The organism is Paenibacillus sp. JJ-223, from assembly GCF_927798175.1.
Classification (GTDB): Bacteria; Bacillota; Bacilli; order Paenibacillales; family Paenibacillaceae; genus Paenibacillus; species Paenibacillus hubeiensis.
This window is the reverse complement of sequence record NZ_CAKMMP010000001.1, coordinates 871,124-885,375: the sequence shown is the minus strand read 5'-3', so window position 1 is coordinate 885,375 and position 14,252 is coordinate 871,124. Positions and strand designations below refer to the sequence as shown.

General features: G+C 42.9%; 13 protein-coding genes and 3 pseudogenes. 5 read left to right on the top strand and 11 right to left on the bottom strand.

The annotated features are described in order from the left end of the window. Positions 1-200 precede the first annotated feature (200 nt). Positions 201-512 (bottom strand): hypothetical protein, encoded by a 312-nt coding sequence (locus L6H98_RS03670; RefSeq protein WP_236412894.1) that lies wholly within the window; start codon positions 510-512, stop codon positions 201-203. Between the two features lie 121 nt (positions 513-633). Further along, positions 634-1,818 (bottom strand): DUF4163 domain-containing protein, encoded by a 1,185-nt coding sequence (locus L6H98_RS03665; RefSeq protein WP_236412892.1) that lies wholly within the window; start codon positions 1,816-1,818, stop codon positions 634-636. Between the two features lie 111 nt (positions 1,819-1,929). On the opposite strand from L6H98_RS03665, the pseudogene L6H98_RS03660 reads away from it, so the two are divergent. Further along, positions 1,930-2,103, top strand: a pseudogene (locus L6H98_RS03660) (DNA-entry nuclease); the annotation flags it as partial. Here the strand turns inward: L6H98_RS03660 and L6H98_RS03655 are convergent. From L6H98_RS03655 to L6H98_RS03630, 6 genes and pseudogenes are all read right to left on the bottom strand, one after another. Beyond that, positions 2,056-2,955, bottom strand: a complete 900-nt coding sequence (locus L6H98_RS03655; RefSeq protein ID WP_236412980.1) for a CAP domain-containing protein — start codon at positions 2,953-2,955, stop codon at positions 2,056-2,058. The pseudogene L6H98_RS03660 and the gene L6H98_RS03655 overlap by 48 nt on opposite strands. A gap of 488 nt (positions 2,956-3,443) precedes the next feature. Further along, positions 3,444-3,878 carry a hypothetical protein gene (locus L6H98_RS03650; protein ID WP_236412890.1) on the bottom strand — a complete coding sequence of 145 codons (435 nt, stop codon included), beginning with the start codon at positions 3,876-3,878 and terminating at the stop codon, positions 3,444-3,446. A gap of 11 nt (positions 3,879-3,889) precedes the next feature. Further along, positions 3,890-4,669 (bottom strand): hypothetical protein, encoded by a 780-nt coding sequence (locus L6H98_RS03645; RefSeq protein ID WP_236412889.1) that lies wholly within the window; start codon positions 4,667-4,669, stop codon positions 3,890-3,892. 61 nt (positions 4,670-4,730) lie between these two features. Further along, positions 4,731-5,252, bottom strand: a complete 522-nt coding sequence (locus tag L6H98_RS03640) for a hypothetical protein (RefSeq protein WP_236412888.1) — start codon at positions 5,250-5,252, stop codon at positions 4,731-4,733. A gap of 1,049 nt (positions 5,253-6,301) precedes the next feature. After that, positions 6,302-6,504: pseudogene (locus tag L6H98_RS31350) on the bottom strand (NAD(P)H-dependent oxidoreductase); the annotation flags it as partial. Positions 6,505-6,639: 135 nt separating this feature from the next. After that, positions 6,640-6,984 carry a helix-turn-helix domain-containing protein gene (locus L6H98_RS03630; protein WP_236412886.1) on the bottom strand — a complete coding sequence of 115 codons (345 nt, stop codon included), beginning with the start codon at positions 6,982-6,984 and terminating at the stop codon, positions 6,640-6,642. A gap of 284 nt (positions 6,985-7,268) precedes the next feature. Here L6H98_RS03630 and nfsA point away from each other — a divergent pair, with 284 nt between their 5' ends. Both nfsA and L6H98_RS03620 read left to right on the top strand, forming a co-directional pair. Then, positions 7,269-8,009 (top strand): oxygen-insensitive NADPH nitroreductase, encoded by a 741-nt coding sequence (gene nfsA, locus L6H98_RS03625; RefSeq protein ID WP_236412885.1) that lies wholly within the window; start codon positions 7,269-7,271, stop codon positions 8,007-8,009. 195 nt (positions 8,010-8,204) lie between these two features. Further along, positions 8,205-8,498 carry a hypothetical protein gene (locus L6H98_RS03620; protein WP_236412884.1) on the top strand — a complete coding sequence of 98 codons (294 nt, stop codon included), beginning with the start codon at positions 8,205-8,207 and terminating at the stop codon, positions 8,496-8,498. A gap of 232 nt (positions 8,499-8,730) precedes the next feature. Here L6H98_RS03620 and L6H98_RS03615 read toward each other — a convergent pair whose 3' ends face one another. Further along, positions 8,731-9,192, bottom strand: coding sequence for a formylglycine-generating enzyme family protein (locus L6H98_RS03615; protein ID WP_236412883.1), 462 nt, complete (start codon positions 9,190-9,192; stop codon positions 8,731-8,733). Positions 9,193-9,878: 686 nt separating this feature from the next. Between L6H98_RS03615 and L6H98_RS03610 the strand changes: the two genes are divergently transcribed. Together L6H98_RS03610 and L6H98_RS03605 are read left to right on the top strand one after the other, a co-directional pair. Continuing rightward, positions 9,879-11,357: an FAD dependent oxidoreductase gene (locus L6H98_RS03610; RefSeq protein ID WP_236412882.1), complete on the top strand. Its 1,479-nt coding sequence runs from the start codon at positions 9,879-9,881 to the stop codon at positions 11,355-11,357. A gap of 28 nt (positions 11,358-11,385) precedes the next feature. Further along, positions 11,386-11,994 (top strand): TetR/AcrR family transcriptional regulator, encoded by a 609-nt coding sequence (locus L6H98_RS03605; RefSeq protein WP_236412881.1) that lies wholly within the window; start codon positions 11,386-11,388, stop codon positions 11,992-11,994. 621 nt (positions 11,995-12,615) lie between these two features. On the opposite strand, the gene L6H98_RS03600 is transcribed toward L6H98_RS03605, so the two are convergent. Together L6H98_RS03600 and L6H98_RS03595 are read right to left on the bottom strand one after the other, a co-directional pair. Next, positions 12,616-13,314, bottom strand: a complete 699-nt coding sequence (locus L6H98_RS03600; protein WP_236412879.1) for a flavin reductase family protein — start codon at positions 13,312-13,314, stop codon at positions 12,616-12,618. Continuing rightward, a pseudogene (locus tag L6H98_RS03595) lies at positions 13,314-14,251 on the bottom strand (ring-cleaving dioxygenase). Before L6H98_RS03595 ends, L6H98_RS03600 begins: the two are co-directional and overlap by 1 nt. Between the last annotated feature and the right edge of the window lies 1 nt (position 14,252).

The following is a 14,252-nucleotide window of genomic DNA, read 5'->3' as shown; positions in this document are numbered from 1 at the left end:
CTATGTTCTTGTCCATTCCGGTAATCGGTACAAGTTCTTGTCCTTGGCTCGGGACAAGAACTTGTACCGATAAAATAAAAAAAGCCGCTAAAATAGCGACTTCAATGGGGACCATGTTCTTGTCCCCCGACACTGTTCGATTCATTTTTACTTAAATGATAATACTCAATGCTGCTCGGAATTAAACTAATTTCAATGTGTCATCTTTTTTTATTTATTGTACACATGTGGCGGACAAAAAAATAAAAATATCCGCAGAAAAACATAGCGATTGCTTCCCCATTTCCGGAAGCAATCGCTACTAAATCTTTGCTTATATCTTTTGCTGCTCGGTAACTTCTTGTGCAGCCATTATTTCTTTTGCATCCGTTGGCCAAGATATTCCATGATTCTGTTGCCGAAATTCCAATTTCAGCGATTGGCATTCCGCCTATCTCGGTAGAAACGATCACCTTGCCCGCCGCCTTGATGCTTCGAAAAACTGATGGGAAGCAAGCCACTCCAAGTGTCACTTGAACCCTCATGATAATATGAAGGTTTTTTTAAGTGTCTACTTAAAGAGATAATACCACCTACGCCCGGTGACTAAGACAGCTTTTTTGATGAAGCAGCAACACTTAATGATCAGGAAGCTTATTGTTCCGCACCAGCAATTCTGGAGATTGGCACCGAAATTTCAAATATTTCATTTTTGAGAAAAGCAACCGGCTCCGGCTGAACATACACTATGATCTTTCCGTCTTGGACATACCAGCCTGTACCAGCCGTTTCTATCCCCGGAAATTGTGCCGGCGGGGTGCTGTTCACTTCTCCGGATGCAATTTTCAGATTCACATACTGATTAATCTTTGTAGCATAATCCGGTAAATTGCCGGAGGCCTCGAGCAGCGTGAGCGGTTGTCCGGTGTTCAGATCAAAAGTCCAACTGTGGCGGAGCAGCCGGTCTGGTTCTGTGCCGCCCATATATTGATAGGTATCGGCATAAAGGCTGAGCAGACCTTCCTGATTGTAGGCAACCTTCCACTGCGCCTGAAAGCCATAAGGATACATATGGGCGTAATCAATAATCCGGTCTTTATTAGGGTGAACCGCCCAGGCCTCAGAAAGCACCTGCTCCGCTTCTGTTTTCCACTTCTCTGCTGTCTCTTTCAGAAACTGATTAATATTATCCATTGCTTCCTTGTTGGCATATCCGGACAAGACCGGATAGTGGAACGAAAAAGAATACGGCTCCGTAGCAACCGACAGTTCCTCAGAGGCAGAAATGGTTACATCATTTTCGGGACGTGCCGTCAGCTTATACTCAGCCCTGTCCTGCTGGACAATCGTGTATCCGGACAGGTCAGCAAGCTGGCGCAGCGGAAGATATGTTGAATTGCCGCGGATAAAGGGGGTTTTGGCGGATGAAGTCATGCCGTTTAGGTTGTATTCGCTGTAATTAAGAGCCATCTTGATTACACGCCGCGGCTTCTTTAGCGTGAGATCACCGGTCTTCGCATTATAATCAACTGTGTATCCCATGGCTTTGGCAACAGGCACCAATTGGACCATAAGGGTGTTATCAGCATGGTAAGCCAGTACATCCAGCTTCTTTCCGTCGACGCTTAAAGTCGTTGCCTCCAATCCATAAGGTACCGCTGACGAAGCCAAGGAAATGCTTGTAACTCCCACAGCTGGCGAAGATGCTTGTCCTGCCGCATAGGCAGTCTCTGCCGCAGAAGCCGGAAGATTCGTTGACAAAGACATGATGGCAGCAGCAAGGAATATTGTCCGGCGGTTTTTTATTATAATAGTTTTTGTCATTATATTGGTATGCAAAATGTAAGCCTCCATTTCACAGGAAATATTTGTTAGGCGTTCTCTTCTAACTTTAGACGTATGAATGGCCGTTTTGTTTCGCCTTCGTCCACCCGTTCTTTCGCGCCTAAACTGGTGTTTCCTTCCGATCATTACCCCGAGACTGCTAAACACATTAGAGAAGCCATAGCAGCAGGAGCCTCATCAGTATGCACCATCGATCGGGATGGGGCTGATGAGAACAGAAAGTTGTCCCTGTCAGGAATACCAACTAAAAAAGGATACGATCGGGATGAGTGGCCCATTTTTTGGAGCAAACGGCGCCAACTTGCTGCCCGGATTCAGCACCATTTCGTCGTATTGGGCAGATAAGCCCTTTATCGCGCGCCCTTTGCCTGTCGTGAACGACCAGGTCTTACTGCGAAGCTGCGACTCCTTATACAGCCTATAATCGAGCTTCACCGTATAGACGTTGTACCCGTCCAGCACATCTTTCGGAAACAAGAACACCGTATTGCCTTGCAGTTCGCTGTAGTACGGAACATCTTGCCCTTGCGAGTCAACGATGCTCGCTTCGAACGAATCGATGGCGAGGCCTGCCGAAGCCGAGATGATGCTACCCGAGTGTTCAACACCGAAGCGGTCAAGCGGATTCGGAATCTCGAATCCGTAGAATCCAACGTCGGCTCCTTTCATGCCGTCATACCGATACACTTTGGCTTCCGGACCATTAATCTGGTAATTCACGTAAGCCGGGTTCATGACCGCAGTACCACCTTGCAACCCGATGCCGACCGATGTATAGCGGTCGTCTAGTATAATCTTGCGATGATAAGCGGTGCTTAGCCAGGAATCGATCGCCTCGCGTGTCGTTGCATTATTATAAGACATGACTTCAGCTACCGAAGCGTTTGGCCATCCGGCTGCTTTGCCCCGGTCTCCGGCGGTTACTCCCGTAAATCCTGCTGTCCCCGACTCCTCCCGATGAGCCAGCAATCCTTCGAAGTGGGTGGTAGTGTAATATGCCGCGTGCGCCTGCGACGCTTGCGTCGATCTCGCATCCAGTTCTAACGGGCTTACGCCTACCTTCGCCCGAATCTCGTTCAGATAAGCCAATCCATCGAGTTGATCCTGCGTGAACCCTCCTTGCGTGGCCATCGTAGCCGAGGCCGCCAATGCGCGTTCCGCCGGAAAAGCCGGTACGACGACCGTAAGGGCCAGAACCCCGACGAGCAGACAGGCTGCCCACCTACGCCCCGATCTCCGGGCGCTCCCCCGATTCGTCCTGTCGTTCTTGCTGCGATTGCTTACTTTCATTGTGTCCCCCCCCTTCTTCCTCTTTATACGAATCTTTCCAACCACCTTGCGACTGTAAAGCCTTCGCCCCTTTCCCCTGAATTTCCTGCCTCGACAAACGTATACAAACAATTGTCGTCATCAGAAAATCGAACTTATTATTTCATTACAGTATTCCTAAGCCTTTTCCCCTCATTTTATTTAGTTTTACATCTACTCGGTAATCGGACTATGTTCTTGTCCTTAGCTTGGGACAAGAACTTGGTTCCTTAAAACAAAAAAGCCGCTATAATAGCGACTTTGAATGGTACACTGTTCTTGTCCTCGACATCAGCTGATTTTCTTCCAATTTACTTTACTCTTTGCAATTCTTTAATCGTAGCATCTATTGTCTCCACGAAGTCTTTCAACGTATTCACAGAGGCATTGTTAAAGTCCGGTTCGCTATTTATAATCTTCAAGTATAAATCGGTTCTTTGATTATATAGTTTCGTATCAGCGTCATCGTTTGCCAGGCTGACCAACAATGCGTAATTTTGGTATGCTTTTCTCATTGAGTTAGCATCCTTAATAAGGGCTTCTTGAGCTGAATTTTTGTTCGTTTCAATATAATCATTAATCTCATCTTGATAATTTTGAGTCTCCGTAATAAACAACTTAAATGATAAATTAGTAGCACTCTCTATCCTGTTCATCAATGAATTATATTTATTAAAAAAAATTAATGAGGTAATGATTAAAATGATTGCGATCGCTAATGCGGTATAACTTAGTTTAGTTTTCATAGTTACGTCCTTTATGGTTGGTAGCTAATCGTGTGGGCAACACTAGCCTTGCCTGAAGTGGCACTAAAAATTAACGGAATGCCGCTTATTGGATCATTAAATACTCTAACTTCATACTGAGCAATTGCAGAAGCAGTTAAAGTGCCTGTACTGTTTTTTGGAACAATATATTTATATCCAAAGTACGCAGAAGTTCCTTTACCTATACCTTGTTTTGTAACCGTATTACTTTGAGTATTATAAATACCATTATAGTACCTATCTCCTTCCTTATAGCCCACAGTTGCAGGTAGTTCTAAATTAGAATCACTCGAGTTAATTTTCACACTCGAAACCGAATTATTATCATTAAAAGTATGACCCACTGATCCATTCATGTATGGAATGACGGACATGGACAACTCATATATTTCAGATAATATCCCTTTCAAAAAGAAGGATACTCCAGGGATGCCTTCAAAAGCCTCTGTTTTTGCTGGTAATACATCATCCTGATTGAGTAACATCGTTACATTAGGGTTACCGAACGATAAAGAGACATAATTTGTCTTTACGATTCCGGCTTTGTAGTAGTTCGCTACAATGGCGTTTCTAGTCCATGCTCTCACACGTTCTTTTCCGATAGATCTTCCATCAAAAGTCGTTGCAACAGACATAACCACAGCAGAAGATCCGATATCCGTAGGTGTTGAACTATACTGTTTTTGAAGATCAGAGCTATAAGCCGCCCCTTTGAGATAATAAATTTCATTCGTAGATGCTGCAAAAGCAGTCTGTCCCAAAGTGCTCATACAAAAAAAACTACTAGTAAAGCTGTAACCAAGATATTTAATTGCTTTTTGATCTTACTCATTATTGTGTAACTTCCTCCTTAATAGTATCGATCTTAGTTAGATCATCTATTGTTAAGAACGGGGTACCAAAAGGAATCATAGCAGTATCTCCCATAGCTCCGCTTGTTACAGAGATGTCCAGTTTTTCTGTTTGGGGCTCATAACGAAGTGAAACTACACCCTCGTCATTACCTTTAACATTTTTCATATTTACGTCGATTGCTCCGTAGTAAACTTCTCTGTTATCGAATCGATATAATTGAAGGTCTCCTTCACCTTCAAAGGGATAAGCTTGATCTAGTTTTATATTCCCTTTAATGCTAACCTTATAATCGCTCAGACTAGTGCTAATCTCTTTTCCACTGTCTAATGTCAACTGTAATTTTATATTTGCTTTTTTCTCTAATTTATTGAACTTCTTCTCGTTCTCCTCCAAAATAGGGTTATTCGCTAATGCTTGTAAAGCTTGAACATTTACATTAGCATCAAGTTTTATTTTTTTACCATTCTGATCAGCGCCCATGATAAAAACTGCGCTCAAAAAAACCTCCATTAGCTATTTTGTGGATGTTTATGATAACATATCCTCCCTAGAGGTTTAATAATTAAATAATGGTAATTATTATATCCGACTGCATTGCTCGTCTGCACATCTTCAATTAATTTGACTTGAAATTAAATAAAAACAGCCGATCACTATGATCTGCTGTTTTCTTTGTCATTGTTGATCTATCGTTTCCCGATTGAAAATATTTCCTCATCGCATTTGGTTATCGGCGTAGATATTGCCCAGGCCGGAAGCCTACGAGGAACTGCGGATTCTCATGGCCAACCGTGATACGGTCGCTAAGCGACTTAACAGCGCCGTGAACCAGATCCACCGCTGGGTAGACATTGTGTTTCCAGAACTACGACAGGTCTTTAAGGTCCTAACCTGCACCAGTTCCATGCCACGTTACGGCTCTTTCCTCTCCCAAAAGAGATTAGCCGGTTAACGACAGAGCATGTGATTACCGGCTGGAAACAATATGTGAAGCGACATGAGGGTCTGCAGCAAGCTAAACCACTTGTAGCACTGGCTAAGCGGAGTGTTGGTGCCACACAGGCTCTGCATGCCTACAAGCTACACTTGGGCCAACTCACTGTGCCAGCCGGCTCGATCCGTCGCAGGGATAGATCCGCCCAATGGGGAAACTGTGCAACAAGCAGACGACGAACGAGCGCTTCATCAAGTTCCTTTTCGTCGACGTGCATTTTCTCAACCATGAGTCGCTACCTCCTCGGTGTTACCATCACATATTTAACAGAGTATCAAAGAAATAATGGAATATACAGATAATTCCTAATTATATTTAAAGTATACCGCTAATCAGCGGTATCATTGGCACGTAAACCAGCTAGTTCTACTACTTCAATCAACGTTATAGAACATTATCATATCGCCTCTAATCTCTTTATGCCATTAAAGTCTGCGGCTTTTCGGACGCAAAGCCCAGGAAGCGATGCCAAGCGCAGCATAGACAAGCGGAAGAATGATATGGAATCCGTAATGGCCGTAATCATTTATAAAACTGCAATCTTTTTCAGATAAATGTGCAAGGCTTTCTTGCCGGACAACAAACTTACAGGACCATTCTTGGTATACTTGAACGTCTTGCCCGGAATTGAAGTCGCATCCGTGTATTCTTTAAAAACCGGCGAGAAATTCGACATGGGGAAACATACAGATAATTATCGGCAGCCACGTATTGATCGACAATCGCGTCAAGATGAGCTACTTTTGACTGCTCGGCTCACACGAAGACGTGTGTCCATCTGTATGTCCTGGCCGTGGCGCGAATGATCGAGCCTGGAGTCTGTATTTGGTGCTATGAAGAACAACCGAGGGTTCAAAAGGTTCTTGCTTAGATTCAGCCACAATAATTTTTTTAGCCGTATTCTCTTCCGAAGTCTTCCATCTTCTCAAGGATCGGCAGTAATTTATTCCCCTTGTCTGTAAGCGAATACTCTACCCGAGGAGGAACTTCTGGATAAACATCACGTTTAATGACTCCATCTTTCTCCAACTCTCTAAGCTGCTTTGTGAGAGAGCCTTGCGATAAATCGCCAAGAAATTTTTTTATGTCCGTATAGCGACGCGTTTCTCCTCTTAGATACCATAATATAAAGTATTTCCAACGTCCTGAAAGGACATATTGGGTAAAGGATATCGCGTACATATCCCTGTTTTCATCGATAAACGCTTTATCAAATCCTTCATTACAGACCCTCATTGATATCCCCCCCCCCCGAAGGTACAAAAAGTTGTACTATGTTCATTTATATTGCCCTCTTTGCGGATCCAACGAAAAATTTTATGATAGTGTCAATGTCACCGGGACAGAACAACATTGGCCAATATTTAGTTAGCAGTCTTAATTTAATAATTTAATTATAGCAAATAGGTGATTCAACTCTAAGCCTATACAGCATAAAGGAGAGTAGGGAACACGCGAAAACATGTGAGTTCATTATCAATACAGAGTTATTATATCAAATAAATATGGAGATGGATTACATGAATGAAACCATTTCACTGCTTCATAATCATGCATCTGTGCGATCTTTTACCAATAAACCCTTGACAGAAGATCAGCGAGAAGCAATCTTTAAAGCAGCTAGTCAAACTTCATCTTCCAGTCTTCTTCAAGCCGTTTCGATTATTCGAATCACAAATCCTGATCTGCGAAAAAAAGTGATGCAACTCAGTATGGATCAACCCTATATTGAAGAAGCAGCAGAGTTTTGGATTTTTTGTGCAGATTTTAACCGTAATCATCAAATTGCCCCAGTGGTGGATATTGAATATATTGAATTTCTGTTGGTTGGTACGTTCGACGCTGGACTGATGGCACAAAATGCTTTAACAGCAGCCGAATCCATGGGACTTGGCGGTGTATTTATCGGAGCTGTCAGAGCTAATATTAACGAATTATCTGACCTGTTGAAATTACCGAAGTATGTGATACCTTTGGTGGGATTATGCTTGGGTACCCCTGCAGGAGATAAACCTGGACTTAAGCCGCGGCTGCCTCAATCCATGGTCTTGCAAGAAAATCAATATCAACCACTGGATCAAGAGAAATTAGCCATCTATGATGAAGCCATGTTGAGGTATTATGAGAGCCGTCCGGTTATGGCTCCCTTCACAGTGAAAAAAGTAAAGGGATGGAGTGACCATATCCAAGATCATCTCCAGAGAAGTACTCTCCCTCAAATGATGAACTATTTGAACAAGCAAGGATATGCGAAAAAATAAAGTAAGCGTAAAATCTCACTTTAACCCGGCAGATTGAATTTGATGGACCAAACTTTCCATAGCTGTGCCAACTCCCTGGGTACCTTACTTGTAAAACAGTAAATCCAGCATTTGAAAGAGGAGTTGACATGTCATCTACGGTAGGTGTATTAGGCAACCAGTTATCCGGATTGGTATGATCGACTGAATCAAGCAATGAAGAAGCGAGAACAGCAGGTTTTGGGTTTCTACGAAGAAGGAATTCAAAAAGGGATTTTTAATGATATCAACGGCAAGCTACTAATTATGCAGAATGAGCTTTTAAGGGGAATGTTCAATGCCAAGTATCTAATGACGAATCAATTAACAGTTCAACAAATTTTATTTGATTATTATCAATTAATGAAAATTCAACTATTTAAACCCGAAAAAATTTTAGCCATTGATGATGCTGTCATGGTACCGAAACTTGAACTTCTGACCCAAAAGATTACTAAAAACCTTTTTTAACAAAAGAGGCTGTCCCATAAAATCAATACGATGACAGGCGATATCCCTCTTCTCAGCTAGGTAGTCACTCGAGGCGAAGAATGACCTAAACCACTGCCTGTATTGAGTCGTTCTTCTCTCATTTATATCTTGAAAAAGGTAGCAAATCAAAGCGGAGGTTGAACAGTACGTGAGTGGATACATTCTGTTCCTAAACCAGAACGATTCCAGTAAAAACTAAAAGACCGTTCCCTTAGAATACCGGGAAACGGCCGCAGCTTAAGTTTTGTCTTTTTTTACTGTCTACTTTGCAGGGGTATGACCGATATGTTGTCTTTTCACTTTCATTAGTGACTGTATAGCATTCAGTTTTGCCAAGCATTCTAGACAATATATTACAAAAGTTGATTGAATCTATCCACGAAACTTCCGTCATATGCAAGTGGTTTAGCATCATATCTTCTTCGTGCATGACTAAATGATACAACTGCTGTGTTACCGGATACTTCATAATATAGAATGGTTCGATTATTTCAGTCCATGTGATTGCCTTCTTAACGCCTCCAGGGTTTGATAACGTGGAATTAGAACTCAGCCATTTATCCGTATCACGTAATTCAATAGTTCCTCCCTTTATGGGCACCATCAAATTAATTAATTCGATTAAAAATCGCTCTCTATCACTTTCGGACTTCGGATTTTTCATCATTCCCACCTCTCAATGTCTCCTTACCTACTTGAATAGCTGATGAATTACCTTCTTTGTGCATCTTAAGTAGCTCAAGGACAGATGATGTCGTGTCTGTTTTATATAAACATTCTCCCATGCTAATTCACTATCCTGCTCAATTAGGAGCATTCACTTGACTCTTCATACCTTTTCTCCTTGAAATGGATATGTTCAGTCCTATCCCGTGCTAACATCGTCAGAGAACTAAATGCTTTGTATTGCTTCATAGCCAATTCTATCCCCCGCCCTGTTAAGATCCCTTTTATGGACTCCATAGATGGGATATCGAGCCTTAGAAGCAAAAGTCGGCTTTTTTTGAAGGAACTATGCTTAGTGGCCACTTTAAATCAATTCTTTCTTCTAAATCGTAACTGTAAGCTTTGCTATCATGCGGAGTTGGAATAGAGAAGCATCAGAAGTAAATTGTTTTCATTATTGTCTCACAAAAACAAAACTTCTAGCATAAATTCGTACATGAATTAAGGGAATTGACAATAAAAAGAAAATGAAGTACCTTGAGAATGAATGATTCATTCTTTAGAACGGGAGGTGGTTCACAGTAAGCTAGCTAACGAGTTCAGTTTACTTAATTCAGGTGATTTCATTATTAGTTCGTTAATCCTTACATTGAGTTAATCTATACAAACTTGTTAATAAAGGGGAAATGACTCATGAAAACGGACCGTGCTATTGTTATTGGTGGAGGCATTGCCGGACTATTGGCAGCTAAAGTTCTGTCTAATTTTTATACTGAAGTTGTGGTTGTAGACCGAGACCACTTTTCTGAAGAACCTGACAGTCGTTCTGGAACACCCCAAGCCTTTCAGCCTCATCGTTTAACGCCTCGCTGCAGTTTGATCCTGAACCGTTTATTCCCTGGACTGATGGATGAATTAATCAAAAAGGGTGCTTACTCTACTCGTGGGAAAACTACACATCTCCTCAGTCCTTATGGCAAAATAACATCCGTCGAACATAGTCATAATGCATCGTTCAGTAGAGCCCTACTCGAATGGGGCATTCGCCAATATATACGGAACATACAAAATGTCCGTCTGCTCGGGTTGAATGAAGTCATCCACCTTCATGCTTCTGAAGATCGTTCACAAGTAACTGGCATTATAGTCCGAGAACGTATTTCAGGTGAACGCAAACAATTCAGAATGACGGCAGATCTTATCGTCGACACCAGTGGCCAATTCTCCAAGACTGTTCATTGGCTCTCGGAGCTAGGGTACGAAGTGCCGCAGCCAGAGCGATTAAAGATATCTCTCGGTTATAGCACTCGGCGTTATCGCATACCGGATGGACGCAAAGAAGAGCTGGATGTAATTCGTTTAGAAGGAGATCCGCTCAAGAATACCCATGCAGCTGCGTTTTCTATCATAGAAAACGATATAGCTGAAATGGTACTTTGGAACTTAAATGGTCAGTATCCTTCCAACGATCCTGCATTATTTGAACAAGATATTCGCCATTTGGGTTGTCCTTTATTAAATGAGGTCCTTGAAGGATTGGAACCTATCGGACTACCACGCGGTTTTCGGGTGTCTGAACTGTCCAGGCAACATTTTGAACAAATGCAGCAATGGCCGTCTGGGTTACTTGTCATGGGAGATGCCTTCTGCCAACTTGATCCTGTTTATGGTCAAGGGATGACGCTTGCGGCCATGGAATCGGAAATTTTAGAAACAAGCCTTCAACAACAGTTGAGTCATCCCCAACCTAGCTTTGAGATCAATGTCCATCAACAGATGCAAGGTTGCATTGAAGTAGCATGGTGGTTAAATGCTGTGTCAGATCTAAGGTGGAAAGGTGTGGAGTATGTTGGTATAAAGCCGATACAAGGATTGCAGTTCGCTCAAAATTATCTCGAACATGTCCTTCAGGTATCCACGGAACAAGCCAATTATGAAGTATTTGGATTGTATTGGCTCGTTAACTCCCTATTCTTATCCCCTAGCGAACTGTTCAATGCGGGAATGGTGACAGCCTTGCTCGCTGCGGGAGGATCCGGAGAAGCTAAACAATGGTTAGATCACTGGATGAAGGAGTCAGATCAACCACTTGAGGAACGACTGAAACTTTTGCTTCCCTCATTTAAGCGAGCCACCTTTGCAACCATAGATCAACTTATGCCCTCATCCTGAGTCATAAATAAAGAAGGAGTCCTAGCTGATGACACCATTATCTGAAGAACAATTGATTAATCGAAGAGAATCTCGAAAACAGCAAATCTTAGAGGCAGCCTTAAAGGTGTTTGCAGGCCATGGTTTACACGGAGCCAAAATGAGCATGATTGCTGAAGAAGCCAAGCTCAGTGCGGGACAGCTTTACCGTTTTTTCGAATCAAAGGAAGAACTATTTATCACCTTGATTCGACAAGTAGCGGAGGAAACTACGCTGGAGGGTGTTTATGATCTCCCTGGTTCTCCTTTTGAAAAGGTCCGCACCTTTATCGCAAGTATTCTAGAGAAGGAAAGTATACAATATCCTTTTAAGCTCATCCAACACGCAAACAATGATGAAAATGTGCCAAGGGAAGCTAAACAATTACTCCGCCAATTTTCCGTAAAGAACTTTGTTGAACAACTTCTACCACTGTTCGAAGAAGGACAAGAGATTGGGGACTTTGCACCAGGGAGTGCAGGCGAGCTCATTTCTGCTTTATTGACCATGTTATCCGCATTGATCACGCTTAACATGCCAATGGAGAATGATCATGATATGCCGAATGCGGATATGCTGATGCGAATTGTCGCGGGTCCGCGAATCCAAAAATGGTAATTGTAATGCTACTAAATTTTTCTTGTTAACATGCACACGTAGGTTTAGTTAAAGAATGAAAGATACGTTTAACTATAGCAAAACGGCAGCCGACCACGTAGATCGGCTGCCTTGTATTTCTGGATAAGTCTTGTTCCCCGTTAACAAAACGTAAGATTAAAGTTGCTACTTATTATGATTAATCGCATAGCACCAAGCAGCTTAAATTGAAATAAGTATTTTCAGTTTACAACTCCTTGTATTTCATTCATATTCGTTTTTACTTTTGTATCTCTTCTCCAAACCTATCACCGTGTTTAATGCAGCATTTCAAAAACCTGCGTCTTTTTCGTTTTCTCTATTATATTGTTTCGATTCATGCATTTTATACAGTACAAAGCCTACAAGCATAATTATAATTAGCAGTACAAATATGATGATACTGTATCTCCAAAATTCATCGTAGCTAATTCCCATGATCATAAGACTATCACCTCAGCCGTTTCCGCTAAAGGTATATCTTGCAAATGTCAAAAATAGCGATTATAACACAAGGCGATTTTGCCAAGAAATAAAAGCTCAAAGTGTTTGGTTCGTGTTCATCGTATCTTGTTGTTTTTTGCCGAACAAAAAGAGCCGATCCTAATGAACACGGCTACTTCTATTCATTGATTTAAACCTACGCAGCTCTCTGAATGTTGATGTCTCTGCTGCTTTACAGAAATTCTTATTCCTAAGGGGGCGTTCAATCTCAAAGATGTCTCGGACTTTGGCATAATGATGGCCAGCCAACCGGCTAACCGCCTTCAAGCCAACAGGATCAATTCTTCCATTTTCATAAATATGATCCTGGATATGAAATTGCACGACCCTTCCGATAATAAAATCGCAGCCTTTCTCACCATGTCCTCCAAACTCCAACGCATGCTCCACTACGCATTCCATGCGAATCTTAGCTTCAGCGATCCCTGGAACGGTAACCTTAACGCTGTCGACGGGTGTTAAGTCGGCCAATTGGACTTCACTCTGATCGGGAGGAAGCTTGGCAGCCGTCATATTCACTTGATGGACATTGTCTTCATCCACAATATGAACAACGAACTCGCCCCTCGTCTTCATATTGCGGGCCGTGCCCTTCGCCTTCCCGCCGGAGCGCTGGATGGACAGCGAGATGAACGGTGGGTCCGAAGATACGATATTGAAATAACTGAACGGAGCTCCGTTTAACACGGCATCATGCGAAAGCGTCGTAACAAATGCGATCGGCCTCGGTATAATACTGCCGATCAGCAGCTTATAATTTTCCCTCTCGGTAAGGTTCAATGGATCGATGGACTGCATCAAGACGCTCCTCCCGCGTTGGGTTCCAGCTCTCTCACTTCGAAGGGAAGCAATACTTTTTTGATTTCAGACCGGTGAGGCTCATATTGTGACAGCAGCTTCAATGCTTGCCCCATCGTTTCATGCGACTCATCGTGCGTAAAGCCTGGAAGATCCGTAGCGATTTCAAAGAGAATGCTGCCATGCTCCCTGAAATAAATTGCATTAAAGTAATGACGGTCTTGCACCGGTGTTACCTGATAGCCTTGGTCTGCAATATATTGCTGCCACCGGAGCTGTTCCTCATCATCTTTAGCACGCCATGCAATATGATGAACCGTACCGACACCCAGCTGTCCGTATCCAGCTCCAGAGAGCCTCAGATCAACCGTATTTCCTATATCCGCGGAGGAACGATACCGTGCAAGCTCTCCTTCTTGGCCGACATATTCCAGTCCCATCACTTGTTCCAACAATTCGGCTGTTCTTTCCGGTCTCGTGGAGAGTAAGGTTGCTCCTCCAAAACCTTTAATCGCTACATCAGGAGTGCCTCCGCCCAAATTCCAGGTATGAGCTCGCTTTCTTCTCGCTTCACGAGCTCAAGATGAAGGCCATGAGGATCATCAAACCGCAAATAAGTTTCCCCAAAGCGTTCACTCATCGTGAATGAAACATCATATGTCTGAAGGCGGTTCTGCCAAAATGTCATCGCCCCCTTCGGAATCGCGTAGGATGTTACTCCCACTTGTCCGCTGCCGATTCTTCCCCTATAGGCATCAGGCCAAGGAAAGAATGTAATGATCGTTCCGGGCTTGCCGCCATCGTTGCCGAAATAAAAATGGTATGTGCCCGGATCATCGAAGTTTACCGTTTGTTTGACCAAGCGGAGTCCTAATACACCGGCATAAAAATCAACGTTCTCTTGCGGATGCCCTACAATCGCAGTAATGTGATGGATT

Coding starts and splice junctions, on each gene's coding strand:
- L6H98_RS03600 (WP_236412879.1), bottom strand. CDS start 13,314: ATGCAGTCCATCGATCCATTGAACCTTACCGAGAGGGAAAATTATAAG.
- nfsA (WP_236412885.1), top strand. CDS start 7,269: ATGAATGAAACCATTTCACTGCTTCATAATCATGCATCTGTGCGATCT.
- L6H98_RS03650 (WP_236412890.1), bottom strand. CDS start 3,878: ATGAAAACTAAACTAAGTTATACCGCATTAGCGATCGCAATCATTTTA.
- L6H98_RS03655 (WP_236412980.1), bottom strand. CDS start 2,955: ATGGCCACGCAAGGAGGGTTCACGCAGGATCAACTCGATGGATTGGCT.
- L6H98_RS03605 (WP_236412881.1), top strand. CDS start 11,386: ATGACACCATTATCTGAAGAACAATTGATTAATCGAAGAGAATCTCGA.
- L6H98_RS03610 (WP_236412882.1), top strand. CDS start 9,879: ATGAAAACGGACCGTGCTATTGTTATTGGTGGAGGCATTGCCGGACTA.
- L6H98_RS03620 (WP_236412884.1), top strand. CDS start 8,205: ATGAAGAAGCGAGAACAGCAGGTTTTGGGTTTCTACGAAGAAGGAATT.
- L6H98_RS03645 (WP_236412889.1), bottom strand. CDS start 4,669: ATGAGCACTTTGGGACAGACTGCTTTTGCAGCATCTACGAATGAAATT.
- L6H98_RS03630 (WP_236412886.1), bottom strand. CDS start 6,984: ATGAGGGTCTGTAATGAAGGATTTGATAAAGCGTTTATCGATGAAAAC.